22 protein-coding genes and 1 riboswitch are annotated in these 24,317 nt (G+C 48.5%); of the genes, 13 read left to right on the forward strand and 9 right to left on the reverse strand.

Annotated features, from left to right (window positions below):
* Positions 1–3: 3 nt before the first annotated feature.
* Positions 4–1,023 (reverse strand): cobalamin-binding protein, encoded by a 1,020-nt coding sequence (locus FJ023_00410; protein MBM4445808.1) that lies wholly within the window; start codon positions 1,021–1,023, stop codon positions 4–6.
* Between the two features lie 88 nt (positions 1,024–1,111).
* A riboswitch (cobalamin riboswitch) is annotated at positions 1,112–1,238 on the reverse strand.
* 155 nt (positions 1,239–1,393) lie between these two features.
* Between FJ023_00410 and mutS the strand changes: the two genes are divergently transcribed.
* Positions 1,394–3,970: a DNA mismatch repair protein MutS gene (gene mutS / locus FJ023_00415; protein ID MBM4445809.1), complete on the forward strand. Its 2,577-nt coding sequence runs from the start codon at positions 1,394–1,396 to the stop codon at positions 3,968–3,970.
* A 55-nt stretch (positions 3,971–4,025) separates the two neighbouring features.
* Here mutS and FJ023_00420 read toward each other — a convergent pair whose 3' ends face one another.
* Positions 4,026–4,940 (reverse strand): hypothetical protein, encoded by a 915-nt coding sequence (locus tag FJ023_00420; GenBank protein MBM4445810.1) that lies wholly within the window; start codon positions 4,938–4,940, stop codon positions 4,026–4,028.
* Between the two features lie 268 nt (positions 4,941–5,208).
* On the opposite strand from FJ023_00420, the gene FJ023_00425 reads away from it, so the two are divergent.
* Both FJ023_00425 and FJ023_00430 read left to right on the forward strand, forming a co-directional pair.
* Positions 5,209–6,129, forward strand: coding sequence for a hypothetical protein (locus tag FJ023_00425; protein ID MBM4445811.1), 921 nt, complete (start codon positions 5,209–5,211; stop codon positions 6,127–6,129).
* A complete protein-coding gene (locus tag FJ023_00430) occupies positions 6,126–6,572 on the forward strand; it encodes a hypothetical protein (GenBank protein ID MBM4445812.1) in 447 nt (148 codons plus the stop codon). The genes FJ023_00425 and FJ023_00430 overlap by 4 nt, the downstream gene beginning before the upstream one ends.
* Before the next feature lie 123 nt (positions 6,573–6,695).
* Here the strand turns inward: FJ023_00430 and FJ023_00435 are convergent, their stop codons facing one another.
* Positions 6,696–6,956 carry a helix-turn-helix transcriptional regulator gene (locus tag FJ023_00435; GenBank protein MBM4445813.1) on the reverse strand — a complete coding sequence of 87 codons (261 nt, stop codon included), beginning with the start codon at positions 6,954–6,956 and terminating at the stop codon, positions 6,696–6,698.
* A 138-nt stretch (positions 6,957–7,094) separates the two neighbouring features.
* Between FJ023_00435 and FJ023_00440 the strand changes: the two genes are divergently transcribed.
* The 9 genes from FJ023_00440 to argF all read left to right on the forward strand — a co-directional run bounded on the left by FJ023_00440 (position 7,095) and on the right by argF (position 15,351).
* Positions 7,095–7,526 carry a hypothetical protein gene (locus FJ023_00440; protein MBM4445814.1) on the forward strand — a complete coding sequence of 144 codons (432 nt, stop codon included), beginning with the start codon at positions 7,095–7,097 and terminating at the stop codon, positions 7,524–7,526.
* A 17-nt stretch (positions 7,527–7,543) separates the two neighbouring features.
* On the forward strand, positions 7,544–8,326 hold the full coding sequence (locus tag FJ023_00445) for an enoyl-CoA hydratase/isomerase family protein (GenBank protein ID MBM4445815.1): 783 nt from the start codon (positions 7,544–7,546) through the stop codon (positions 8,324–8,326).
* Positions 8,327–8,427: 101 nt separating this feature from the next.
* Positions 8,428–9,495: a 2-hydroxyacyl-CoA dehydratase gene (locus FJ023_00450; protein MBM4445816.1), complete on the forward strand. Its 1,068-nt coding sequence runs from the start codon at positions 8,428–8,430 to the stop codon at positions 9,493–9,495.
* Positions 9,383–10,711: a 2-hydroxyacyl-CoA dehydratase gene (locus FJ023_00455; GenBank protein ID MBM4445817.1), complete on the forward strand. Its 1,329-nt coding sequence runs from the start codon at positions 9,383–9,385 to the stop codon at positions 10,709–10,711. Before FJ023_00450 ends, FJ023_00455 begins: the two co-directional genes overlap by 113 nt.
* Positions 10,712–10,866: 155 nt before the next feature.
* Entirely contained in the window at positions 10,867–12,072 is a 1,206-nt protein-coding gene (gene argJ / locus FJ023_00460) for a bifunctional glutamate N-acetyltransferase/amino-acid acetyltransferase ArgJ (GenBank protein ID MBM4445818.1), read from the forward strand.
* Positions 12,073–12,095: 23 nt separating this feature from the next.
* Positions 12,096–12,875, forward strand: coding sequence for an acetylglutamate kinase (gene argB, locus FJ023_00465; protein ID MBM4445819.1), 780 nt, complete (start codon positions 12,096–12,098; stop codon positions 12,873–12,875).
* A 1-nt stretch (position 12,876) separates the two neighbouring features.
* The gene (locus FJ023_00470) at positions 12,877–14,061 is read left to right on the forward strand and encodes an acetylornithine transaminase (GenBank protein ID MBM4445820.1); all 1,185 of its coding nucleotides are present in this window, start codon (positions 12,877–12,879) and stop codon (positions 14,059–14,061) included.
* Positions 14,062–14,063: 2 nt separating this feature from the next.
* Positions 14,064–14,294 (forward strand): hypothetical protein, encoded by a 231-nt coding sequence (locus tag FJ023_00475; GenBank protein ID MBM4445821.1) that lies wholly within the window; start codon positions 14,064–14,066, stop codon positions 14,292–14,294.
* 55 nt (positions 14,295–14,349) lie between these two features.
* Positions 14,350–15,351 (forward strand): ornithine carbamoyltransferase, encoded by a 1,002-nt coding sequence (gene argF, locus FJ023_00480; protein MBM4445822.1) that lies wholly within the window; start codon positions 14,350–14,352, stop codon positions 15,349–15,351.
* Between the two features lie 26 nt (positions 15,352–15,377).
* Here the strand turns inward: argF and pyrB are convergent, their stop codons facing one another.
* On the reverse strand, positions 15,378–16,358 hold the full coding sequence (gene pyrB, locus FJ023_00485; protein ID MBM4445823.1) for an aspartate carbamoyltransferase: 981 nt from the start codon (positions 16,356–16,358) through the stop codon (positions 15,378–15,380).
* A 248-nt stretch (positions 16,359–16,606) separates the two neighbouring features.
* Between pyrB and FJ023_00490 the strand changes: the two genes are divergently transcribed.
* Positions 16,607–17,101: an N-acetyltransferase gene (locus tag FJ023_00490; GenBank protein ID MBM4445824.1), complete on the forward strand. Its 495-nt coding sequence runs from the start codon at positions 16,607–16,609 to the stop codon at positions 17,099–17,101.
* A gap of 76 nt (positions 17,102–17,177) precedes the next feature.
* On the opposite strand, the gene FJ023_00495 is transcribed toward FJ023_00490, so the two are convergent.
* The 5 genes from FJ023_00495 to FJ023_00515 form a co-directional block, all read right to left on the reverse strand.
* The gene (locus FJ023_00495) at positions 17,178–17,900 is read right to left on the reverse strand and encodes an HAD-IIA family hydrolase (protein MBM4445825.1); all 723 of its coding nucleotides are present in this window, start codon (positions 17,898–17,900) and stop codon (positions 17,178–17,180) included.
* 317 nt (positions 17,901–18,217) lie between these two features.
* Positions 18,218–19,177 carry a carbamate kinase gene (gene arcC, locus FJ023_00500; GenBank protein MBM4445826.1) on the reverse strand — a complete coding sequence of 320 codons (960 nt, stop codon included), beginning with the start codon at positions 19,175–19,177 and terminating at the stop codon, positions 18,218–18,220.
* A gap of 293 nt (positions 19,178–19,470) precedes the next feature.
* On the reverse strand, positions 19,471–20,988 hold the full coding sequence (locus FJ023_00505; protein MBM4445827.1) for a hypothetical protein: 1,518 nt from the start codon (positions 20,986–20,988) through the stop codon (positions 19,471–19,473).
* 86 nt (positions 20,989–21,074) lie between these two features.
* Entirely contained in the window at positions 21,075–22,262 is a 1,188-nt protein-coding gene (locus FJ023_00510) for a serine/threonine protein kinase (protein ID MBM4445828.1), read from the reverse strand.
* A gap of 239 nt (positions 22,263–22,501) precedes the next feature.
* Complete coding sequence (locus tag FJ023_00515) at positions 22,502–23,878, reverse strand: GTPase (GenBank protein MBM4445829.1); 1,377 nt, start codon at positions 23,876–23,878, stop codon at positions 22,502–22,504.
* Positions 23,879–24,317 lie beyond the last annotated feature (439 nt).

Genomic DNA, 24,317 nt, shown 5'->3' on the forward strand with positions numbered 1-24,317 from the left:
TTCTTATTTCGAGGTGCCGAAAATCTCGGGATGAAGCAGCCTTGCTACCTCCTCCAGGCCATCAGCTATTCTGGGGCCGGGGCGCTCAATCAGGTTAGCATCGCTTATTTTAAACACGCGGTTGTTGCGCATCGCATCTACATCTGCCAGCCGAGTTTCCTTCTTTATATTGTTGTATATCAGGTCTCCGGTTGTGCCCATGCCGCTGACTATGATGACCTGAGGGTCCTTCTGGATAATCGCCTCCAGTGAGACGACTCGTGATTTCTCGAAGTCGGCGGCAAAAACGTTAATTCCTCCAGCCTTCCAGATGAGGTCATTAATGAAGGTTTCACGCCCCATTGTCCAGATTGGGTCATGCCACACAACGTAGAGGACTCTAAGGCGCTGTTCCGGAGTTAACGTAGCCGTTTTCGACACCACTGCTTGTATTCTCTCGGTTAAACTGTCAACCAACCTTTCGGCTGCTTTGCTCTTTCCATTAACCTGTCCCACCAACTTGATATCGTTCAGCACGGTATCCAAGGACTTGGCTGATGTAACGATGACTGTAAGTCCTAGGTTCTCCATAGCCGGAAGCGCCGTCTTTTCGTGGATCGCTTCGGCAAGAATAAGGTCTGGTTGGACTGAGACAACTTTTTCTAGGTTGGGTGTGGTATAGCTAGCTACTCGTGGCTTGGATTTAGCTGCTTCTGGATAGTCGCAGTAGTCGGTGGTACCTACAAGCTTGTCTTCGAGCCCTAGGGCATAAAGGATCTCGGTATTGCTCGGAGCCAAGGACACAATCCGTTGGGGAAGTTGCGCAATTTGTACTTTCCTGCCCAGGTCATCGACGACAGTTAAAGGGAATTGTGGTAACTCTTCAGGTGGTGGTTCAGGCTTGTCCTGTGGTACTTGTATTTCAACAGGTGGTGAGGGTGGTGGTTTGGTCTCCGTAGGTGGAGATGGAGTGGCGCAAGCAGCACAGCAAATCAAGCCAAGCGTGACTGCCAGGTACAATAAATGATTGATGCGTTCTTTCATTTCAGGCCTCCTCCGTAAAAAAACCCCCCATGCTCCCGAGAGCAGGGGGATTTCTCAAAATAACAAATCCCACCCCCTTACTCCGCGGAGGCAGATAGTACTACAGGGCAGGCGTTCTGACTTTCACAGTAGGCGGGACTGTGCCGGAGTTCCACCGGCTTGCTCTCCAATTAAGCCCCCCGTCACCTGGGGGCACCCTGACTACTATTATTATTTGATTGAGGAAAGTATAGCAAACGACGGGAAAAAGAGTCAATGGTTTAATTTGTGGCAAAAGCTTCTAAATTTTAATCTGCAATTGATTTGTTGGATGACTAATGCTCCTTTCGTCCTTGTCTTAGGAAGTAGTAAAATAGGGGGTGGGTGGAATATGCCTATAACTCCCCTGAGGCGGCAATATCTTAAAATCAAGCAGCGCTATCCCCATACCATAGTCTTTTTCCGGCTGGGCGATTTCTACGAGACCTTTGACGATGATGCCAGAACCACGGCAAGAGAACTGGAAATCACCCTGACTTCCAGGGAAATGGGAAAGGGGCAGCGCGTGCCTCTGGCTGGTATTCCTTACCATGCGCTGGACAACTACCTGGCTAAGCTCATCGGCAAGGGCTATAAGGTAGCTATCTGCGAGCAGATGACACCGCCGGGCAAAGGGCTGGTGGAGCGCGATGTCATCCGCGTGGTGACGCCGGGTACGGTGGTAGAGCCCGGACTTCTAACGGACAAGAGCAATAACTATCTGGTCAGCCTGGTTATCGACGGCGATGAGGCAGGCATCTCTTATGTGGACATAACCACCGGCGAGTTCGCTACGGCACAGCTTGCCTTGAGTCAGGTTTCCGACGAGCTGGAGCGCCTGCACCCGGCTGAGCTTTTGCTTCCCGAAAATCTGGATGGTAGCCTGCTGACACTGCCGCCATCGGTAACCCGTCTCGATGATTACTTTTTTGACCTGGAGACCGCAGCTCAGGTTTTAATCGACCATTTTGCCGTGGCTTCACTTGAAGGTTATGGCTGCGCTCACCTGCCTCTGGCTGTCAGGGCTGCCGGTGCCATCATTCATTATCTTCAGGAGAACCAGAAGTCAGCGCTGGGGCAACTGGACCACCTGGCTACCTATGCCACTCAATCCTTTATGGTACTCGATGCCCATACCCGTAACAATCTTGAGCTTTTCACCTCAGCTCGCTGGGGAGCCACCTCCGGCTCGCTATTCTCTGTAATCGATTTAACCCAAACGGCTATGGGAGGCAGGTTGCTCAAGAAATGGCTGGGACAGCCGCTGCTTGACATAAAGCAATTGAATAGTCGGCAGGAGGCCGTGACCTGGTTCTACCAGAACACGCTGATCAGGCGTAATATCATGTCCCTTCTTGGTGATATCGCTGACCTGGAGCGATTGGTCAATCGCGTCAGGGGTGGTATAGCCACACCCAGGGATTTGGTTGCCCTGCGTTCCAGCCTGGAGAAGCTGGCTGAGGTGAAGACGGAGATAGAAGGCAGCGAAGGTTTCCCCGCCTGGCTCAGCTCTGAATTGAAGCCCTGCCCCGATGTGGTGAGCTTAATCGAGAGAGCGATTGTCGACGAGCCTGCGGCTACACTGGAGCGAGGTGGTGTTGTAAGGGCTGGCTTTTCTAAAGAGCTGGACGAAATTCGGCAGGCGTCATCGGAGGCTAAAAGCTACCTGGCGAACCTGGAACGAAAGGAGCGGGAGTGCACCGGCATTAAGAACTTAAAGGTAGGCTATAACCGGGTGTTCGGCTATTACATAGAGGTGTCCAAGTCCAACCTTGAATCGGTGCCGGAAAGCTATATTCGAAAACAGACATTAACCGGTGGCGAGCGCTTCTTCACACCGGAGCTTAAAGAATATGAATCGTTAATACTCAACGCGCAGGACAGGATAGTCGAGCTTGAAACGGCGATTTTCCGGCAGGTGTGCCAGCAGATAGCCGGCTATGGAGAGCAGATACTATCTTCGGCAAAGGCTCTGGCTGAGATTGATGTCTTTTCCAGTCTGGCTGAGGCAGCGGTCAGGCACGGGTATGTCAGGCCGGAGTTGACCGCCGAGGATGCCATAACCATCAGGGGCGGACGGCATCCGGTGGTGGAGAGAAGCCTGGGCAGCGGCGGCTTTATACCTAACGATGCTTACCTGTGCAATAAAGATACACAGCTCATTATACTTACCGGTCCTAACATGTCGGGCAAGTCCACCTACTTGAAGCAGGTGGCGCTGATTGTGCTCCTGGCTCAAATCGGCAGCTTCGTTCCGGCTGATTCAGCCAGCATAGGCATCGTTGACCGCATCTTTACCCGAATTGGTGCCCAGGAGGACCTGGCTGCCGGCCAATCGACGTTTATGGTGGAGATGGTGGAAGCCGCCAATATTTTAAACAACGCCACTGCAAAGTCGCTGATTATACTGGACGAAATCGGGCGGGGGACGAGCACCTACGATGGGCTTTCCATTGCCTGGGCGGTGGCCGAGTTCATACACAATCACCCCAGGCTCAGGGCAAAGACCCTTTTTGCCACCCACTATCACGAGCTTGTGGAGCTGGCAGGCTTTCTGTCCCGGGTCAAGAACTTCAACGTGGCGGTGACTGAAGAGGAGGGCAAGGTTATTTTCCTGCGCAAAGTAGTCCCTGGCGGAGCCGATAAGAGCTACGGCATACACGTGGCGCAACTGGCGGGGCTGCCGGCATCGGTGGTGCACCGGGCTGAGGAGATTCTGGCGAAGTTGGAAAGCGACCAGCCCCGGCAAAAGCAGGCTAAAGCCGTGCGACCCAAGAAGGAATCGCCTCCGCAGCTTGCGATGTTTGGTGATAAATCGCCGCTGATTGAGGAAATCAGCCAGCTCGATGTCGACTCCATGTCTCCCCTCGAAGCCATCACCAGGCTCTACGAGCTGAAGCGGAAGGCGAAAGGTGCTGATTCTCAATAGGTTTATGGGTGCTTGAGACGGTCACCCGTAGGTGGGTGGTGCTTGGGAAAACGGCTTAATAGATTGCTATTGGGCTTATTTGCAGTGTGTTTGTATTAGGATCCCAGCTTAGTACTTTGCCGAGGCAAGTTATTTTTGCTCTTTTATGTTTCGCGAAGGCATTACATCCCGATGGAGTTATAGATTCTTTTGCACAATTTATTTGGATAGCTGCTTTGTTTTCTTCTTGGGAGAGGTATTTGCTTAGCGGATGCTCATATTGAAGACGTTGATACTCGGTTTCCTCTGTATTCATCGCAATTACTTCGCATTTGATGGCTATGTATCCACTTGCATTTTCTAGTCTCTTAATATTTTGAGAGGCTAACTTCTCCATCTTTTTTGCTAATAACCTGCGCATAGTTTCTTCAGGTATATCAAGACCACTGTCTCTGATCTCGTTTACCGTATTTTCAGCTTGTTGAATCAAGGCTTCATCACTTTCAAAATCCTCTAATGCAAATGTGACTTGACTTTTATCGAATAAATAACGTTCAATTTCATTGTATTGTAATGATAAATGTTGCTTCACACTATACGTCGTAGTTTTTTCATCCGCTGCCTCTTGATGATATTCGGGTTCAACTATTTTTAATTTAGCGGATATTCCTTTCTTGCTTCCTTTTAATCGTTTTGTTTGAATCTGCTCTGCCGTAATGCCTCCAGCGATTTGTGGATATAAATCTTTAATTTGACTCTCATCAAGATAATAAAATGTTTTTAGGCCAGTCGATTGTATTTCTCGCTTCTTCTTTTCAGCAATGCTGTCATTAAGAACTTTAGAATGTTTGTCTAAATCTTCCCACAGTTGTTCACGCGAATATCGGCTTCGTATTACGATGCTTCTCTGGATAAAAAAAGTAAATACAATGGCCATTGCTGCTGTAATGACTAGTGTTGTAGAAATTAATAAAATAGATGAAGATTCCATAATATAGACTCACCACGCCATTCCATTATGCGTATATTGACTTACCACATTGTTAATTATACCACTTTGGACTAGTGTTTCAACACTAATGCCTTCTGTTTTTAGGTGCCACCCCCACGGGTGGCACTACTTTGATATGATTCTTAGCGGAGGCAGACGTAGTTGCTGTGTGCAGATTGCCACGTCCTTCTGCGGAAGGACTCGCAATGACAGGGTGAAAAAAGTTGACGCTAAGAGTTCAGATAGTCAATAATTAGCCCACATTTCGATGAATGTAGTGAGGGGATTTTTCTCAGGCGTTTTTGGTTTTCTGCTGCTCGACGTCTTAGTGCTTCTGGGACTCGTCATCTCCTTGAACCTGACCATTCTCAATCCCGACTTTGTTACGGATGAGCTTGAGAAATTGGATGTCTATCCGGTGGTAATTGAGCAGGCAAAAACACTGATACCAGGTCAGCAGTATATCGATACTGAGACCGTAGATGAGTTGGTCACTGAGCTCACGCCATGGTTCGAGGAGCAGGCTGACAAAGTTATCCGCGACGTTTACGCATACCTCAAGGAAAACCGGGAGCTAAACGTTATTATTTCCCTTGAGCCGGTGAGGGCTGCGGTCAAGGAAAAAGTAAGCGAGGCTGTGCTTCAGTTGCTACCTCCAGAGCTACAGGGCGCTTTACAAGGCCAGATAGATGCCTATATGTCACAAATATACGCCGGGATTGACAATGTTATACCTTCAAGCTTTGTGCTTAGTGAGACGGCTGTAGGTTCGCAAGTGATGGCACAGCTTGAGCAGGTCAGGAGGATTATAGGTTATGTAGACTTGGCCTATAAGGCTATGATTGTCTTAGCTGTTCTGTTGGTCTTGCTGATAGCTCTGGTGCACTGGTGGCAGCCGAAGCCGATTACGCGGTCTATCGGCATAACCTTCATTCTTGTCGGTGTGGCTTGTATTTTAGGCTCGCTGCTTGATGTATTGATTAGTCAGGTCCTTAGCCGCCTTGTCGGTGAATCGAGCATATTACTTGGGCTTCAGTCGAAGTTACCTCAGTTGGCTGCTGATATTGTGGCTCCCATGAGGATGTATGGCATTGGTTTTCTCAGCGCTGGGATAGTGTTAGTTGTAATCTCGGTTGTTTTCAGGACACCAGAGGCAAATCCTTACACGAGAAATGATAATAGGCTATAAAAAGGAGGGAAAATATGAAAGTCAACGAAGACACGTGGCAGTTCTACCAGAAGCATCTGGGCTATACCGATGCAGAAATGAAGAAATTCAGGGAGAATCCGAGAAACGAAGATATTATTTCCAAAGCGCCGGCATTGATGAATAACACAATCGTTATAGAGGTGGTGGATTCGCATGGGTGCAATAGCCAGCATAAGGTTGGTGATAAATTCTACTTTGACGGGTCAGGCAACTTGTTAACCAAGCTCTGCCCCAAGAGAATTTGCATCGCCGCTTTGGGCGCGATGGGAGGGTTAATTCAGGTATCAGGTGAGCTTTGTTATGCTGGCGTTGACCCGAACGAGATGCGATTTAAGAGGGCAGGTTGCTCCGACGTGGGATTGCAATGTGGGGGATGGGGACGCATTGTTATGGAATTGCGAGTTGAAGAGCGCAAAAGATAGTAAGTTGTGAGGATGTAGAGTATAAAGTGGCGCCTGCCCTGATATTGGCTGGCACAGGCCATAGCTGGCTCTATTATCATGATGGCTGCAGTGCGCATACTGGCTGCATCATCACCCTACTCTTTAGCGATAAGGATATCGGGGATACCAGCTTTTGACATCGTCTTCACCAGGGCTGGCAAGTGATTCCAGGAAGTAGCTCAGCGGCTTGCCCAGTATCTCTGCGATTTGCTCCAAACTGGCGAGATAAAGTCGCCTTTTGCCCAGCTCGTAGTTTGATAGGGCCGCCTGTGTACAGCCTAGCCTGGCTGCTAGTTCCTCCTGGGTGAGACCAAGTTCCTTTCTGGTCTGCTGAATTCTCATACCGATGCTGCGGTCGGCCATATTTGAATTCTATCACAGTTTGTAATATTTGGCTAAAAATCGACAATAAATATAACATAATGTTATATTTTGTATTGACAAGCCTGTCATGCTCTGTTATGCTGGAAATAACAAAACGTTATTAAGGGAGGAAGCGAAATGAAAGTCAGCGAAGATGAATGGAAAGTTTTGCAGAGGCACCTGGGTTACACTGATAAAGAAATGGAGCAGTTTAAAAAGGACCCCCGAAATGTAGATGTTCTTTCCAAGACTAATGCGTTGTTAAGCAAGACGTTCATTGCCGAGGTGGTGGAGGCACACGGGTGTGATAGCCAGCATAAGGTGGGTGATAAATTTTATATAGGCGGACATGGCAATCTTATCACCAAACTCTGCCCCAAGAAGGTCTGCCTCTTCGCCTTAATGCCACTGGCAACGTTAATTTACACAGCAAATGAGTTAATATATGCCGGTGTGGACCCTAATGAGATGCGCTTCAAACGGGTAGGCTGCTCCGATGTCGGCCTGCAATGTGGTGGCTGGGGCCATATTGTTATGGAACTACGAGCGGAAGAGCGCAAGAAAGAGTGAAAAAGGAGGTGAAAAATATGTCAGAACCCGTGACAGTTACACAGGATAACAGGATAGCAAAACTAATTCTAAACCGACCGGCAGTATTCAACGCTTTCGATCATGATATGATTGAGCATTTCACGCGCCACGTTGTTGCCCTTGCTGTAGATAACACTGTACGAGGTGTAGTGATCTCGGGCGAGGGCAAAGGCTTTTGTGCCGGCGGTGATTTGAAATGGGTATCCGAGTTTCCGCTCGGTCCTTCTGCAGCCTTTCACAAGTTGGCGGCGAGTTTCCATCAGGCAATACTGGAGATTCGCCGGATGCCTAAACCAGTTATAGCAGCCATCAACGGAGCTGCAGCCGGCGGTGGTTTCTCATTGGCGCTAGCTTGCGATTTCCGTGTCATGGCTCGGTCTGCTACTCTGAGACAAGCCTATACCTCAAACGGACTTTGTGTCGATGGTGGAGGCACATTCACGCTTCCGAGGCTTGTAGGCCTCGCCCGCGCTCTAGAAATCGTTGGGTTTGACGCTCCAATTTCCTCTGAGAAGGCAGTGGCTTGGGGGCTAGTAAACAAGGTTGTAGATGACGGGCAGGCACTGGAAGAAGCAATGAATATGGCTCACGAATTGAGTAAGGGCTCACTCAATTCCTTTGGGTGGTCGAAACAGCTGCTTACAGATTCATTCAATAGTGCCTTCGAGACACACATCGAGCGAGAGCGATTTGGACTTCGCAGCTGTGCTGAGCACCCAGACGGAAAAGAAGGATTGAAGGCTTTCGTAGACAAACGCAAACCCGTTTTTCAGAGTTAAATATCAATTTTCCAAACGAACATCGCTGTTTAATGTTATGTTCTTTGATTTAAGATTAAGTGGTGGCAGAATAGTAAACGCGAGAAAAAAGGAGGTAGGGAATGGAGAACGCTAAACCGAAGATTGGCTGGCTTTGTGCTTTTGCCCCGGAGGAGATAGCTATGGCTGCCGGTCTTTTTCCCATGCGGCTCAGCGGAGGTGGTGAATCAGCCGCGGTGGCTGATGCCTATATATATTCCAACTTATGTCCTTACGTTAAAAGCATTTTAGCACTTGGGCTTAATGGTGAAACTAAGCATCTAGATGGGCTGGTCTTTGTCAGGTCGTGTGATGGCATGCACCGCTTGTATGATGTGTGGAGGTCATATGTCGGCACTCGCTTTGCCTATATGCTGGAGGTGCCTAAGAACCAGGACGAGGCTGCTGTAGAATATTTTGCTGGCCAGTTACGCAAGTTTGCACGTGCCCTGGAGCAGGAATTCGGGAAAGAAATAACGTTGGAGTCGCTTAACAAGGCTATCAAGACAACTAACCAGATGCGCACGCAGATGCAACACATTTATCAGCTTCAGCGCAAGCTACCGCTGCCTCTATCCGGGAGTGAGGTATTCCAGCTTGGACTTGAGGGACTGAGTATGGACAAGAAGTCCTTTATTGCAAAGTTGAAGAAGTATTATAGTGATGCTAGAAGTTTGGCAAAACAACGTGGGAAAGAAAGTAAAGCCCGTGTGCTTGTCAGTGGCAATGTGATAGACCGTCCTGACCTATTTAATATCATCGAAGCTGCTGGAGCCGACGTAGCTGCTGCTGATTTATGTACTGCTCTGCGCTATTTCGGGCACCTGGTGGATGAAGACAGCGGCGACCCATATCTGGCTCTGGCACACGGGTATCTTAGTAAACTCCGCTGTGCCCGCATGACTGGCCTGAATGAGCGCCTTACCGAAATAAGGGAGCTGGTAGATGCTTATGCGGTTGATGGTGTTGTCTACACCTCGGTCAAGTTTTGTGACCAGCATCTAGCTGATGCGCCATACTTTGTGGAAAAATTGAAAGATGAAGGAGTGGCGGTGCTGTTTTTGGAAAACGACTATACGTGGGGGACCCGTGGTCAGCTCACGACCAGGGTGGAGGCCTTTGTCGAAATGCTGGACAGCCGAAGGAGGTAAAAATATGCTCAAGAGTTTCTATGAAGGAATGAAGAAATCGGCGGAGGAAGAGTGCCAGAAGAGGCCCCGTGCCTGGTTGATGTATGTCATACAAATGACATCAACCTTGCTCAAAGCTTTTGAGGATGATGCGAAGGTGGTGTGGACCACCTACTACTCGTTCCCAATGGAGCTTTTGGCAGCTTTTGATGTTGTTCCCTTTGACTTTGAAATCGGCTGCAATCTCCTCCCCGGTGTTGACCCTAAGGGCTGTGTTGACATCATGACTAAAGCTGAGGACAGGGGTTATTCTATCGACCTCTGTTCTTTTCATCGCCTGGCGCTAGGCAGCTATTTCCTGGGCTATTTTCCCAAAGCCGACCTTTTGCTTACCACCTCACACTTCTGCGACGGTAAGACTAAAGCTAACCAAATTTTTGCCCAGTATTATGGTAAAGAGGCCATGATGCTCGATGTCCCCAATGAGCTCAGCAAGGAATCAGTGGCCTATGTCTCTAATCAGCTACAAGGTATTGCTCACAAACTCGAAGAGGTGAGTGGTCACAAACTTGATTTTGACCGGCTGCAAGAGTGTGTTAGAGCCTCGAACCGCGCGCGTATTGCCTACGGGCGGCTTGGTGAACTGTGGAAAACAAAACCATTCCCCTGGGATGGTTCCCGGCTATGCAACCTCTCCATTATCGGAAACATGTTCTCGGGAACGCCATTCCAGGAGCAGCTTTACCTGAAGATAATCGAGGAATGCCAACAGAGGATGGCGGAAGGCAAGGTGGCACCAGAGGAGTTCCGTGTGCTCTGGCTGGCCTGGTTTCCGGCACAGCGTACAAACATCAACGAAATCTTCCGCAAAAACAAAGTGAGCATTGTAATGTCTGAACTGGCCAGAGTGTACTGGGATGAGCTTGATGAGGCAAATCCTTTCGAGGGAATGGCACTGCGGTGTCTGAAGAATCCCTATGTAGGTTCCATTGAGCAGCGGCTGAATGGTGTGCTTCAACTAGTGGACGAATATGATGTTAATGGCGCGATTCATTTCTCTACCACTGCCTGTCGCCATGCCAATGCTTCTGTCCGTGTGATCAATGATGCTCTGATTTCGAGAGGTATCCCCTTCCTTGACCTAGATGGTGACATGAGTGACATGCGGGGGTACTCGGCAGAAAGAACACGCTCTTTTCTGGAGACTTTTATCGAGGTGATGGCGGCGAGGAAGTAAGGCGAGTAGCCGTTGAAGAACGCGCTCACTTCTCCCTTTTGTTCTAGTCCAAAAGGCTACTTGATTACACCTGGAATGTTTTCTTTAGCTTTAATCACTCTGAGGCAACCTTTGACTAGAGCTATAGCTTAAAAAGTGCTATAGTTATTTCATTTATGGAGTCTAGTTTTAAGGTTATTGCTTCAGGTAGTGTTACCTCTCCACAAGGCTTTCTGGCTGGGGCAGTTAAAGCAAACATAAAGAGCCGAGAGAAACTGGACTTGGCTATATTGTGCTCCGAGAAGCCGTGTGTAGCTGCTGGTGTCTTTACTACTAATGCCATTAAAGCAGCGCCGGTAACTCTTTCTCAGAAGCATTTAAAAGCCAGGAAGGCTCAGGCGGTTGTGATTAATTCAGGCTGTGCCAACGCCTGCACTGGCGATTCGGGCATGGCCGATGCTGTTGAGATGACACGGTCAGTGGCTGAGAAGCTGGGGCTGTCAACGGAGGATGTTTTGGTTGCCAGTACTGGCGTGATTGGGGTACCACTGCCTGTGGAGCGAATCCGAGCGGGTATTAGCCAGATTGCCCTCACGAGGGATGGGGGGCATGAGCTAGCCAGGGCGATGATGACCACTGATACTTTTCCTAAAGAGACGGCTATATCCGTTGAATCGGGGTTAGGTAGCTTCACCATTGGTGGTGTAGCGAAAGGGGCGGGGATGATACATCCCAATATGGCTACCATGCTTTGCTTTCTGACTACTGATGCGACTGTGGATGCTCGTTTCCTGCAATCGGCGTTGCAAAAAGCAGTGGATGTTTCATTTAATATGATTACGGTTGATGGCGATACCAGCCCCAGCGACACTGTGGTGATTTTGGCTAATGGTTTGGCTAAAACGGAGACTATAAACGAAGGTAACGGCGAACTCTTTCAAAAAGCTTTAGACAAGGTTTGTCTTTATCTGGCTAAATGTGTGGCTCGAGATGGTGAAGGTGCCACCAAGCTCATAGAGGTTAATGTAGATGGTGCCCTCGACGAAGCGCAAGCCCGCTTGGCAGCTCGTATCGTAGCTAGCTCGCCACTGGTTAAGGCGGCTATTCATGGCAATGACCCTAATTGGGGGCGTGTTGTGGCAGCACTCGGACGTAGTGGAGCAAAAGTAAATGAGAGGAAGTTAGATGTTTATTTGAATGACTTTTGTGTCATGAAACAAGGTTCCCCTGTGCCTTTTGACAAGCAGGAGGTGAGCACTAGTTTAGCTGGTAAGGAAGTATTGATGAAATTGTGCCTTAACCTCGGTGAGGGTAAAGCTGTGGCGTGGGGGTGCGACCTATCTGAAGAATATGTTACTATAAATAGCGATTATACAAGTTAGTTACTAGTGCGAGATACGAACGAATGAACCCCCTGGCTATCAAGATTGGTGGCAGCACTTTTGGCAGCACTGATACCACGGTTGAAGACCTAGTGACGCTGCAGAAAAAAGGCGTGCCATTGGTAGTGATTCACGGTGGTGCTAATGCCGTGTCTGGCTGGCTGGCGCGATTGGGCGTACCCACCAACTTTGTTCGCGGCTTGAGGATAACTGATTTAGAGACATTGAGGGTGGTTACCGCGGTACTGGCCGGCTTGGTCAACAAGGAGCTGGTATCAGCCATCTGGAGATTAGGTGGTAAAGCCGTAGGCCTGAGCGGTGCTGATGGCGGCTTAATTTTGGCGAAAAACAAAACACCGGAGCTAGGATATACCGGGGAAGAACTGAAAGTTAACGTCGCTGTAGTAGAGATATTACTGAAGGCTGGCTATATACCGGTCATAGCACCGGTAAGCCTTGGCTTGCTGGAAGGCTCGGATATTGATACTAATTTACTTAATGTTAATGGTGATACTGCCGCCGGTGAAATTGCTGCTGCTCTGAAGGCGGAAAAACTTATTTTTCTCACCGATGTCATGGGCCTTTATGATAGCTCCAAGAATCTCATCCGCAAATTAAGCCCACAGGATGCCAAGGAATTGGTTGTCTCCGGTGTGGCTTCGGGTGGGATGGTTGCCAAAATTGAGGCTTGTCTCCTAGCCCTGGCTAAGATACCGATAACTCGAATTATTGATGGCAGGATACCTCACGCTTTGCTCGATGAGGTTGAAGGCAAAGGTGATGGCACTACAATAGGTTGGTGAAATGGAAAACTGGCAGGAACTAGAACAGAAATTGTTCATGCGGACAATCAAACGCTTGCCGGTCACCCTGGTTCGAGGTAAAGGCGCTCGAGTTTGGGATGCCGAGGGCAAGGAGTACCTTGATTTTGTTGCCGGCGCGGCGGTTAACAGTTTGGGGCATTGCCATCCGGTGATTGTCAAGGCATTGACGGAGCAGGCTCAAACTCTTATTCATACATCAAATCTGTTCTACACTGTTCCCCAAGTACAACTGGCCAAATTATTGGTTGATAATAGTTGCCTTGACCGGGTTTTCTTTTGTAACAGTGGTGCTGAGGCTAATGAGGGGGCTATAAAATTAGCCCGCAGGTATGGCAAGATTCGACTTAACGGAGCTTATGAGATTATCACTACTTATGGCTCCTTTCATGGCCGGACTTTAGCTACTGTGGCAGCCACAGGGCAGGACAAGTTTCAGCAACCTTATATTCCCCTCCCAGATGGCTTTATTCATGTAAATTACGATGACATCGAGGCGATCAAAGCCGCGACCACTCATCGAACTTGCGCTGTGATGGTGGAACCTATTCAGGGTGAAGGTGGGGTTAATGTGCCTGATGATAACTATCTTGGGAAGATACGAGCTTGGTGTGACGAGAAAGGCATTCTGCTCATTCTGGATGAGATTCAAACCGGTATTGGCCGAATAGGAAGCCTATTCGGTTATGAGCAATATGGAGTTGAACCGGATATAATGACATTGGCCAAGGGATTAGGTGGTGGCGTGCCCATCGGGGCTTTCTTGGCTAAGGAAAGTGCCTCGGTCTTTGCTCCCGGTGAACATGGCTCTACTTTCGGCGGCAATCCTTTAGCTTGTGCTGCTGGACTGGCAACGCTGAAGTTTATCATCGATAATGACATACCGGGTAAGGTTAAAAAACTGGGGCAGTATTTTATAACCAGCCTGGAAAAGATGAAAGCCAAATTCGGTTTTATTGTTGAGATAAGAGGTCGTGGATTGTTATTGGCTTTGGGCTTTACTGATAATATAGCTGAAGAGCTGGTGCTGGCTTGTCTAAAAGAAGGCTTGCTGGTTAATCCGGTCAAGCCAGACGCCTTACGGTTTATGCCACCGCTTATTATTACTAAGGGAGATATAGACGAGGCACTGAGCATTTTAGAAAGAGTTTTTAGTCGCAGGTCATAGGAATGGCAAATAAAGTAGTACCGGCATATAGTGGCGGTTTGGATACTTCAGCAGCTATAAAATGGCTAGTAGATAAGAACAAGATGAAGGTTATGGCGCTTACCGCAGATATAGGAGGTGTTGGCGAATTCACGGCTATGCAGCAAAAGGCGTTGAAGATAGGAGTGGTCAAGGCATTAACGCCTGACGCAAGAAAAAATTTTGGGCTATGCGAAAGGTTTGCTCGAGCTTAAGCCAGCAGGTTGTTCTATAGTTTTCATGCCAAATAGATAAGGGAGGAGTTAAAAAATGGCTTACAACCTTAGAAACAGGAGCTTCTTAAAATTACTGGATTTCTCGCCGCAAGAAATCCGATTTCTGCTGGATCTTTCCGCGGAACTGAAAAGAGCTAAGTATGCGGGAACCGAGCAGCCGAGGTTGGTCGGAAAGAATATCGTTTTGATTTTCGAAAAGGCTTCCACAAGAACCAGGTGTGCTTTTGAAACAGCCGCCTATGACCAGGGGGCAAGGGTAACATACCTGGACCCGGCGAGTTCGCAATTAGGGAAGAAGGAATCCTTGAAAGACACAGCCCGCGTGCTGGGCAGGATGTACGATGGGATTGAGTACCGCGGATTCGGACAGGAAATCGTAGAGACACTTGCCGAATATTCAAACGTCCCTGTTTGGAATGGCCTTACCAACGAGTTTCATCCCACCCAGGTATTGGCGGACATTCTTACCATAATGGAGCATACCGACAAACCTTTAAGCCAGGTAAAGCTGGCATATCTAGGAGACGCCAGGTTCAATATGGGAAACTCGCTCCTCGTTGGCTCAGCGAAAATGGGAATGGATTTCCGCTGCGTTGCTCCGAAGAGTCTGCAGCCTAACAAAGAGCTGGTGCGAAAGGCGGAGGAAATAGCCAAAGAGACAGGTGCCCGCATAAAGGTAACGGACAACCTGCAAGAGGGGGTAAAGGATTGCGATTTTCTTTACACTGATGTCTGGGTCTCCATGGGTGAACCAGCCGAAGTCTGGAAAGAAAGGATAGAGCTTCTAAAACCGTACCAGGTAAATAAAGAATTGCTAAAAATTACGGGCAACCCGAGAGTAAAGTTCATGCACTGCCTCCCCTCATTTCATAATCGGGAGACGACCGTCGGCGAGGATATCTACAAGAAGTTCGGTCTGGAGAGCATGGAAGTCACCGAGGAGGTTTTCGAATCGGAGGCATCCATAGTATTCGACGAGGCTGAAAACAGACTTCACACCATAAAGGCGGTAATGGTAGCAACGCTAGGGTCATAGTTGGCGAAAGCCAATTTGCACTGAATCTATATTTTTTGATTCTGCCAAACTTTGGCGAGTATAGCCATTCGAACTGGAACACCATATCCTGCCTGTTCAAGCATTTTTACCCGCGGTAGGTTTTCTATTTCTTGACGAATTTCTTGTTCCTCTTCATCAACTGGCATGGGATGGCAGAAAAAGGTTCCTTTTTGCTCGCTCATTTTATAGACTTCGTCAGTCACGGCAAAGTTATCTTTGTTCCGCTGGTAAGTTAGAAGGAGCTCGCTGTCTTTTATTCGATTCTTTTGGACTCGAACCACATAACAAATATCACTGTCTTGAACTACTGCTTTAATATCTGAGGCTTCTTCAAATTCACCCCCTTTTTGAGATAAATAAGACTTCAATTCCGGTCTTATTTCTAATCCTTGGGGAGCAACAAAAAACATTTTTACTCCCGGACATTGACTGAGCAAAACAGCCTCAGAACTAACTACTCGGGAAAACTTTAGGTCTCCAATAAAGGAGATAGTAAAATGGTCCAATCTTCCCAAGAGCTTTTGAAACGTATAAGCATCAAGTAAAGCTTGAGTAGGATGTTCGTTAGAGCCAGAGCCGGCATTAATTATCGGTACCCATGAGACTCTAGCTGCCCTCTCTGCTGCATCGTTTTCTGGATGGCGCAATACAATGATGTCTGCGTATCCTAAATGGTTTTGGGCCGCCCCGCTGATCACTTTAATGGTATGCTCCAAACTTTCGCCCTTAGCCGCCGAGGAGAACTTAGCAGCATTTTCTGTACTGATTACATTTGCTCCCAAGAGAAGGGCAGCCCTCTCAAAAGAAAAACGGGTTCTTGTGCTTTCTTCATAAAAAAGACTGCAAACAGTCACGCCCTTCAGATTCTCAAAGTTTCTTACACCTGCTTTAAATGATTGATTAAAGTTTTCAGCATCTGTGAGCAACTCTGCAACTATCGATGGCGTGAGCTGCTCGGCCTTAATTAGATGGTGAAGCTTTTCCATATCCGCCCCCCGATTTGAATATTTGTATGACCTAGTTTATCATATATCGCGATTTCTAGGTAGGTGAAATTCAAACTTAATCCAGCATTTATTATGCGTGCTAACTAGAGTCTCTATGAGATAGAAATGGCGACTAATCCTAGGACTTATCACCTTGTATCATCGAAGCTCCGTGTTTTTCCCTACCGTTTTAGTGCGAAAGTGGTGCTTACAAATAGGAGCCAATTTCGGGGAAGAGACTGAGCGCTATGGAAAACTGCACTATCAGCAGGGCTCATGTTTCTGACGTCGAAGATATTCTGGCGTTAATCAATAGCTGCGCCACCTCTAATCTGATGCTCCCCAGAGGACCGAAGTACTTATATGAAAACATCCGTGATTTCGTTGTGGTCGAAGGTAAGGCAGAGATGGGAGAACCGAAGATTGTGGCCTGTGGAAGTCTCCACGTGCTCTGGAAAGATACTGCTGAGATACGTTCGCTTACCACACACCCAGAGTTCCGGAGACAAGGACTGGGATCAAGTATCGTTAGGTATCTGGTAGAGGATGCCAAACAGATTGGAATTGAGCAGATAATTGCCCTTACACTGATAGAAGAGTTTTTCAAGAAGCTTGGGTTTAAACCGAAGGGAAAAGAGGAGCTCCCGTCCAAGATATGGGATGAATGTAGCCGCTGCCCGAAATACTTTGAATGTGATGAGGTAGGGCTCATCCTGGAATGTACCCAACCGCTTGAGGTCTAGTTATAGCCTCATAACTGGCCGCTTCCAATTACGTAGGAGTTTGCAAATGGCTGGAGAACTTATTGTAGTTGGTTGTTCAAGGGAAAAGTTCTCCTACCTCGCGAACTGAATTGAAGATATAGTCCGGAATGACAGGGGATTCCAGATCGCTTTCCCGGAACTCACCCGTCTTCACGAGTGCCGTCTTCAGCCCCGCATTTCTGGCACCCAGGATATCGGTGCTGATTCTGTCCCCTACCATAATAATTTTGTTCTTTTCCGCTATCCCCATAGTGTTAAGAGCGATATCGAAGACGTAGCGATTGGGCTTCCCAATATAGGTGGCTTTGATGTTAGCAGCTTCTTCCAGCATTTTCCCGTAAGCACCTACATTCAACTCGAGTTCCCCCATACTGTTGTCAACTATCTCAGGTATCATAACGATAAACTTGGCACCTCCGGAAAGCAACCGCAGTGCCTTGTTGAGATTCTGGAAATTGAAATCTTCACGACAGTCCCCAAGCACGACATATTCAGGGTTCTTGGAATCGTGGTGAAAGTCCCGGAACTCATCCAGCCCTTCTCGTTTCAGCATTATCCAGCAGGACCCGGGGTGCAGGGTTTTCAAATACTGGGCTGTAGCAAAGGAGGCGGTTATCACCTCATCTTCATATACAGTAATCCCTTTTTTTCTCAATTTACCGGCGCATGATTTTCGGCTTTCGAGGGTGCTGTTGGAAAGAATCCGAAAGGGAATCCCTTTTTGGCGTAAAGAGTTTAACAATTCGACAGCACCGGTGTATACTTTCCCATGAAACATGAGGACACCGTGCAGGTCTAATATTACACCCTTAAACTCTGGTTTATTGAAACGTGTTCTTGACACCGTTAAGAAATGAATTATAACACATTGGCAGTCCTTTACATCTTTACCCGTAAGTGATAATTTATAATCTGTCTCAGGAGGTCGAGAATGGCAAAACCCACGCAGCCAGTTTAGCAGTGATGGTGCTCATTACCGAAGTTTTAGTCGCCAATATCCCAGAGAACAAACGTCGCTTGAAGTCTTGCAGAACGTTTTAGTTTAGCTCAAGCCGAGAAATTGCCAGTTCAATATTTATGCCTGATTCCCGCCATCTATCTCAAAATCCGGGTGCCGGTCTTGCCCTCAAGAGCTCTTACCGCAGTTTCGGGGAGGGTTATTATCGCCTCTCGTTCACGCGACGGGTCTGTTTCTTCCAGGAACATTATCGCTGCCCGAATCTTAGGTTCCATGCTTCCTTTGCCGAAGTGTCCTTCGTCCAGAAGTTTCTTCGCTTCCGCCACGCTTAGATCTTCCAGTGCCTGCTGACGCGGTGTAGCGAAGTCTCGATAGACATATTCCACAGCAGTAAGAATAAACAGGACATCAGCATCTATCTCGATAGCTAAGCGGGCTGAGGCGTAGTCCTTATCAATTACCGCCTCAACACCGCACAAATTGCGGTTCTCCTCCCTGACCACGGGTATACCGCCTCCGCCGACGGCAACCACTATCTCACCGGCGTCCAGCATGGCCTTTATAATCCTGGCTTGCTGGATGTTTACCGGTATTGGTGACGGGACTACGCGTCGGTAACCACGGCCACTGTCTTCAATAATGTCCCAGCCCTTTGCTTTTTGTAGCCGCTCCGCTTCACCTACATCATAGAAGGGCCCTATGGGTTTGGAGGGATTCTTAAAAGCAGGGTCATTCCTGTCAACTATCACCTGAGTTACCACAGTGGTGATATTATGTGGTGCCTCGATTTGCCTCAGATGATTAGCCAGAGTATTTTGAATCATATAGCCCATAAGGCCTTCTGTAGCTGCTCCGCAGATGTCCAGAGGCAGAGGGGGGACCACATCTTTGGCCGTTTCCATGGCGAGGAACAGGTTGCCCACCTGCGGTCCGTTGCCGTGGGTAATGACAATCCGGTTGCCGCTCGCTAGCAGACCCAGCAACTGTTCAGCGGTGGGCTGCAGATTCTCATACTGCTCTTCGGCAGTTCCCTTCTGCTTTGCCCTCAGGATGGAATTGCCACCCAGAGCAATGACGAAGGTCTTAGTCTTAGTCATGTTTTTGTCCACAGTCCGTTTCCTTTCTAATAATCAGGCAGTTGAATCACTGTATCAATTTATGCATCAATAAGCTCATGGCTTCTGGTTGAGAGCACTGCATCGGAGAGCAGTACACTTCCAGTAGTAAGGGTCTCCTCTACCTCTCCACCTTCCTTGATTCCCCGTCTTCGGCCTTATCGGCTTGGGTCTTCTCCCTTGTATTTTCCCGATTTTGGCAAATTCTTGAACCGAGTTGAAATGAGGTTCCCCCAATACATGGGGGAACCTCTCTATCGCAGCAAAATGGACTACTACCTGATAGCCCGAGCCACGTCTTCGTCGCTGGGTACCTCAGAGATTACCTTGTGCTTTGGCGGGTCTTGCTTCTGAGTTAGCAGGCACACTACTACCATCACAACGAGAGAAACAACCGGTGGAATCATCGTATCCAAACCGGCTAAGTCCGGTGGAATTTTAATATACAGGATCAATCGAAGGATGGAGCCGACAATGACTGCTGACAGAGCCCCCCACGCATTTGCCTTTTTCCAGTATATGCCCAGTACCAGCGGAACAAGGCAGCCGGCAAAGACCACATCGAAGGCAAGTACCAGCATAATTCCTGGCTCAGGTTTTACATATGCCAACCAACCCGCAACTGCGAATACCGGTATGAGTACGAAACGAGCCCACCAAAGAAGCCTTTGGTCCCAAACATGCCAGTCTTCCTTTTTAATAGGCTTTCCTGTTACCCTAGCTTTCCTGGCCAGATACGGTTGTAGAATGTTCCTGTGGAATATATTCCTGCTAAATACTGCTGATATGGCTAATCCACCACCGTTAGCCGTGGATAGCCCAGCAGCAAGAGGACCCACCAGAACGAATAGTCCCAGAAGCAAGGGGAGACTGGTTACTGCCACCATTGGTAAAATTGTTCTGGGATCCACAATGTCCGCCGCCGGAAGGAGCTTGAAGGCCATCAGGCCGATGGATGTGGCGGCCAGTCCTGCTATGAGCGTAAAGGCCGCCCCATAATAGCAGCCTTTTTGAGCTGTTTCAGGGTCCTTGGCGGCAAAGACCCTTTCCATAAAGTCAAGGGCGACAATATCACCAAGACCCAGTGCTAGAAGATTTGCCCATGTCACGAGTGAAAGATTTGCCGTTGATGTCAATCCAGTCCAGTCGAAGAAGCCAGGCGGGATTGCGGCAGCAAAGGAGTCCCAACCACCAGCAGCAACCACCAGCCAGACAGCACCTACACTGAAAGCTATGATGGCGGGATATTCCTGAACCATATCAGTGGCAGCACACGAGAAAAGCCCACCGCTAAATGTGTATGCCAAGACAAGGACACTCATTATGGCGAGTGCTGTGATATAAGGTATCTCAAAAATATAGGTCATTATCCAGGCAGCACCGGCCATATTGCCCGCGACCAGGATGATAAAACTGAAGGCCATGAGAAGCGAAACGATGACTTCTACTGGTTTGTTATACCTCCTGTAGTAGAAATCAGCCAATGTGATCATGTTCATCCGGTTCAGGGGTTTGGCAAACCATAGCCCGGTGACAACAAGGCATATAGCGAGCCCCAGCGGAAATGAGAACCCAAACCAAAAATTGACTGTGTAGGCGCCTGTTGCAGCCCCCATTGTGGAGTTGGCATCAAGTGCCTGGGCGAACAGCATGGTTCCTATCACGAAAAAAGGCAGCCGCTTACCAGCTATGATGAAGCGCCTGCCACTCCGCTGGACCAGGAAATAGGTGCCTACGCCGACGACGAAATAAAGTCCCAAAAGTATAATGAGACCAAGCTGAATACTAGTCATACACTTCCTCCTTTGATTTTTTATTCAAAAAATGCTGACACATCCTCAAACTTTAAACGAGGGATCCGCATCATCAATCGGATTATTTAATAGCCCTTGACCTGTTTCGGGAAGTAGTCCTCGCACTTCCCCTCTCGATAAATATCCAATGTGGTGCAGTGCAACGCACCTCCGAAGGGGATTACTTTTTCGTACGGAATCGGAATTACCTCGACACCGAGTTTGGTTAGTTGCTCGATGAAGGCCGTCTCGTGAGCTTCGACACACATCACATTCGGAGCGATACTAAAGGTGTTTACCGAGATCCAGGACTTGGACTCATACAGATCAGTGAGGTAAACCAGGTTTTTGTGTACATAGGTCGGCCTCGCCGCAGGAATCAGCTCCCAGTCATTTTTCTTGAATAGCTCCCAGAACTCGGGAGTGCGTGGCTTCCAATCTGCATTGTACACACATAGCCCTGGTCGTGGAACTGCTATGTTCACATCAATATGCCACGGATGGAAGTTGTTCGGTTTTTTAGGGTCTGTCGGGGTGTCGAACTGCACCTCGTGAACTCGAATGCCAGGTTCCAGCCGAGCAAATGTGCGCTTCAACCAGTCCATTCCCCCTCTGTTTGTCACACAGGAAGCTTGATGGAAAATGTCTTTACCGCATCGCCAGGCATCGGCAGCATCCCAAAGAGGTTCCTCCTCAGTGAGCTGGAACTCCCAATTATGGAGCCGCTTCGTCTTCTGGGCATCCGTCCAAACGTTGTTGTAATCGTAGTAATAGTTCTTGACATATGACTTATCCGTGAGCCGTGGTTTGGGTGCGCCAAAATGAACTACATCGGGGTCCTTCTTGAACCATTCCACAAAAAGCGGACGCATGTTCAGGTACTCATAGTATCGGGAGCGGCGGCAGGTCGTGGCTTCGATGATATAGTTGCCATGAACCAGAAAAACGTCCCGGACGTTGTTGACGCCGTGGCAGTTCAACTGCGTCCAGTCCGGCGTCGAGACCGGTACATTAAACATACAGGGGTGAATTGTCGGCCGGTCGACCTTAATGCCACGCTTCTCAAGTGTCTTGATGAAGTAGTTCATCTGCTCGTTGGCTGCATCCACCATCTCCTGGGGGAATGGTCCATACGACCCAAGTGGATAGCCGCCTTTGGGAAGGTCGTACCACCAGGCCGGTTCCGGAGCCGGCACATTTGTGCCCTCTGGTCTCCCGATAACCACGTGCTTCAGCGGATCCCATTCGTTCCAGCAATTGACAATCTTCGCCATTTTAATCGTCTCCTCTCATCATTATTCTTGGCTTCTTCACTTTCGTTAATCTAAGCCATCCCATAACCTTTTTGACAATCTCAGTCTCTCATAAGACACCACCTCCTGTCACGCATAGTAGATTAGCTTTTTATTCATTTTTCGCATTCTCAACGGAGGGCGTATGGGACAGGCAAACGAGAATCGGCCAGGATAGCAGATGGGAGCAGATGACACGCCCTTCGACCATGCCATAATCTTTATGTCCTTCCGGAAGAGTTCGCTTTTATTTTCATGGGAAGCTTATGCCTCTTTCCGAATTCAGATAGTATGTCGCCTAGGTTCGGCCTTCCAATTTCCTGCAGCTCGTAGTAGGCCCTTGTATTTGGCTTCTTGATATCAATAATCCTGCTCAAGTTGATGGGTGTTGCTACAACTACCGCATCACAATCGGTCTTGTTGATAGTTGTGCCCAGCTCTTTTAGCTGCTCTTTGCCGTACCCCATCGCCGGCAATAGTGGTCCGATATGCGGGTAGTGTTTGAAGGTTTCGGTAATTGTTCCCACCGTGTAAGGCCTGGGGTCTACCAGCTCTCTGGCACCGTACCGTTGAGCGGCCACAACGCCCGAGCCGTAGCTCATCTCTCCGTGCGTTAATGTCGGGCCGTCTTCTATGACAAGCACCCTCTTGCCCTTGATTACATCCGGATTATCAACCAGGATCGGAGAGGCGGCGTCAACTACTGTTGCATCCGGATTTACCCTGGCGATATTGTCTCGTACCTTCTGGATGTTCTCCTGGGCAGCAGTGTCGATCTTATTGATGACCACCACATCGGCGATTCGCAGGTTGATTTCTCCGGGATAATAGCAGAGTTCGTGGCCTGGCCGATGAGGGTCGGCCACAGTGACCATCAGGTCGGGCTTGAAGAAGGGGAAGTCGTTGTTTCCCCCGTCCCAGAGGATTACATCGCAGCCTTTCGGGTCTTCTTCCGCTGCCTTCAAAATGGCGGCGTAGTCTACGCCTGCGTAGATAACGTTTCCTCGGACGCAGTGTGGCTCGTACTCTTCCATCTCCTCGATGGAGCATTTATGTTTCTCTAAGTCATTGAGCTCAGCAAAGCGCTGCACTCTCTGGGCAATTAAGTCCCCATAGGGCATGGGGTGGCGCACGGCAACGACTTTAAGCCCCCATTCCGTGAGGATACCGACAATTCTCCTCGCGGTCTGACTTTTGCCGGCGCCTGTTCTCACTGCACCCACCGCGATGACGGGTTTCTTGCTTTTTAGCATGGTGTCATTGGGGCCAAGCATCATGTAGTTGGCACCGGCTGCTTCCACAATTGCCCCGATACCCATTACGTGCTGGTAAGTAACATCGCTGTAGGAAAAGACACAGTAATCAACCTTTAAGTCTTTTATAAGCCGCGGCAATTCCTCCTCTGAGTATATTGGAATTCCCTTCGGATATAGATTACCCGCCAGCTCGGCCGGATATTTTCTCCCAGAGATGCCGGGGACTTGTTGCGAGCCGGTGAACCCGACCGCGTTGTACTCGTCTTTATCCTTGAAATACGCGTTAAAGTTGTGAAAATCTCTTCCCGCAGACCCGATAATGATTACGTTCTTTTTTCTCATGGTCACCTCTCTCCTTCTACTTTAGTTTCCCTAAAAAAATAACGAGCTCCAAACGGAGCTCGTCTTTCGTTTACACTCACACTTGGCGAGATAAAGGCTCACCTTGAGTGAACTACCCCTCCTTGTTCCTCAGGACACCGCTGGTAGCAAGCATCTAGCATCTCGTCCTTTCGAATCAAGGGCCGCCTAGCTCCAGGATAGTCCCTGTATAAAATTGGATGGGGAAATCGTAGCACCTCATCTATGAATTGTCAATGGTTTTTAGGCTGTTTTTCCCAAAAAATTCTTAAAATTGGGCTGTTCACGTCTCAATAATTCCCCAAAACAGGGTGTGCCAGTTGAAGCAAAATTCTGTAGTTCTCGCTGCTAAGCCATGATGACTATGGGGACCAGATACAGATGGAGCTCTTAGAGGGGTAAATACTAATCCTTATATGAA

The sequence above is a fragment of the Chloroflexota bacterium genome (assembly GCA_016875875.1).
Lineage (GTDB): Bacteria > Chloroflexota > Dehalococcoidia > GIF9 > UBA5629 > 9FT-COMBO-48-23.

What these genes read in the sequence shown, in the direction of transcription:
- FJ023_00410 (MBM4445808.1), bottom strand. Translation starts at nt 1,023, where the DNA reads ATGAAAGAACGCATCAATCATTTATTGTACCTGGCAGTCACGCTTGGC.
- mutS (MBM4445809.1), top strand. Translation starts at nt 1,394, where the DNA reads ATGCCTATAACTCCCCTGAGGCGGCAATATCTTAAAATCAAGCAGCGC.
- FJ023_00420 (MBM4445810.1), bottom strand. Translation starts at nt 4,940, where the DNA reads ATGGAATCTTCATCTATTTTATTAATTTCTACAACACTAGTCATTACA.
- FJ023_00425 (MBM4445811.1), top strand. Translation starts at nt 5,209, where the DNA reads ATGAATGTAGTGAGGGGATTTTTCTCAGGCGTTTTTGGTTTTCTGCTG.
- FJ023_00435 (MBM4445813.1), bottom strand. Translation starts at nt 6,956, where the DNA reads ATGGCCGACCGCAGCATCGGTATGAGAATTCAGCAGACCAGAAAGGAA.
- FJ023_00440 (MBM4445814.1), top strand. Translation starts at nt 7,095, where the DNA reads ATGAAAGTCAGCGAAGATGAATGGAAAGTTTTGCAGAGGCACCTGGGT.
- FJ023_00445 (MBM4445815.1), top strand. Translation starts at nt 7,544, where the DNA reads ATGTCAGAACCCGTGACAGTTACACAGGATAACAGGATAGCAAAACTA.
- FJ023_00450 (MBM4445816.1), top strand. Translation starts at nt 8,428, where the DNA reads ATGGAGAACGCTAAACCGAAGATTGGCTGGCTTTGTGCTTTTGCCCCG.
- FJ023_00455 (MBM4445817.1), top strand. Translation starts at nt 9,383, where the DNA reads ATGAAGGAGTGGCGGTGCTGTTTTTGGAAAACGACTATACGTGGGGGA.
- argJ (MBM4445818.1), top strand. Translation starts at nt 10,867, where the DNA reads ATGGAGTCTAGTTTTAAGGTTATTGCTTCAGGTAGTGTTACCTCTCCA.
- argB (MBM4445819.1), top strand. Translation starts at nt 12,096, where the DNA reads ATGAACCCCCTGGCTATCAAGATTGGTGGCAGCACTTTTGGCAGCACT.
- FJ023_00470 (MBM4445820.1), top strand. Translation starts at nt 12,877, where the DNA reads ATGGAAAACTGGCAGGAACTAGAACAGAAATTGTTCATGCGGACAATC.
- FJ023_00475 (MBM4445821.1), top strand. Translation starts at nt 14,064, where the DNA reads ATGGCAAATAAAGTAGTACCGGCATATAGTGGCGGTTTGGATACTTCA.
- argF (MBM4445822.1), top strand. Translation starts at nt 14,350, where the DNA reads ATGGCTTACAACCTTAGAAACAGGAGCTTCTTAAAATTACTGGATTTC.
- pyrB (MBM4445823.1), bottom strand. Translation starts at nt 16,358, where the DNA reads ATGGAAAAGCTTCACCATCTAATTAAGGCCGAGCAGCTCACGCCATCG.
- FJ023_00490 (MBM4445824.1), top strand. Translation starts at nt 16,607, where the DNA reads ATGGAAAACTGCACTATCAGCAGGGCTCATGTTTCTGACGTCGAAGAT.
- FJ023_00495 (MBM4445825.1), bottom strand. Translation starts at nt 17,900, where the DNA reads ATGTTTCATGGGAAAGTATACACCGGTGCTGTCGAATTGTTAAACTCT.
- arcC (MBM4445826.1), bottom strand. Translation starts at nt 19,177, where the DNA reads ATGACTAAGACTAAGACCTTCGTCATTGCTCTGGGTGGCAATTCCATC.
- FJ023_00505 (MBM4445827.1), bottom strand. Translation starts at nt 20,988, where the DNA reads ATGACTAGTATTCAGCTTGGTCTCATTATACTTTTGGGACTTTATTTC.
- FJ023_00510 (MBM4445828.1), bottom strand. Translation starts at nt 22,262, where the DNA reads ATGGCGAAGATTGTCAATTGCTGGAACGAATGGGATCCGCTGAAGCAC.
- FJ023_00515 (MBM4445829.1), bottom strand. Translation starts at nt 23,878, where the DNA reads ATGAGAAAAAAGAACGTAATCATTATCGGGTCTGCGGGAAGAGATTTT.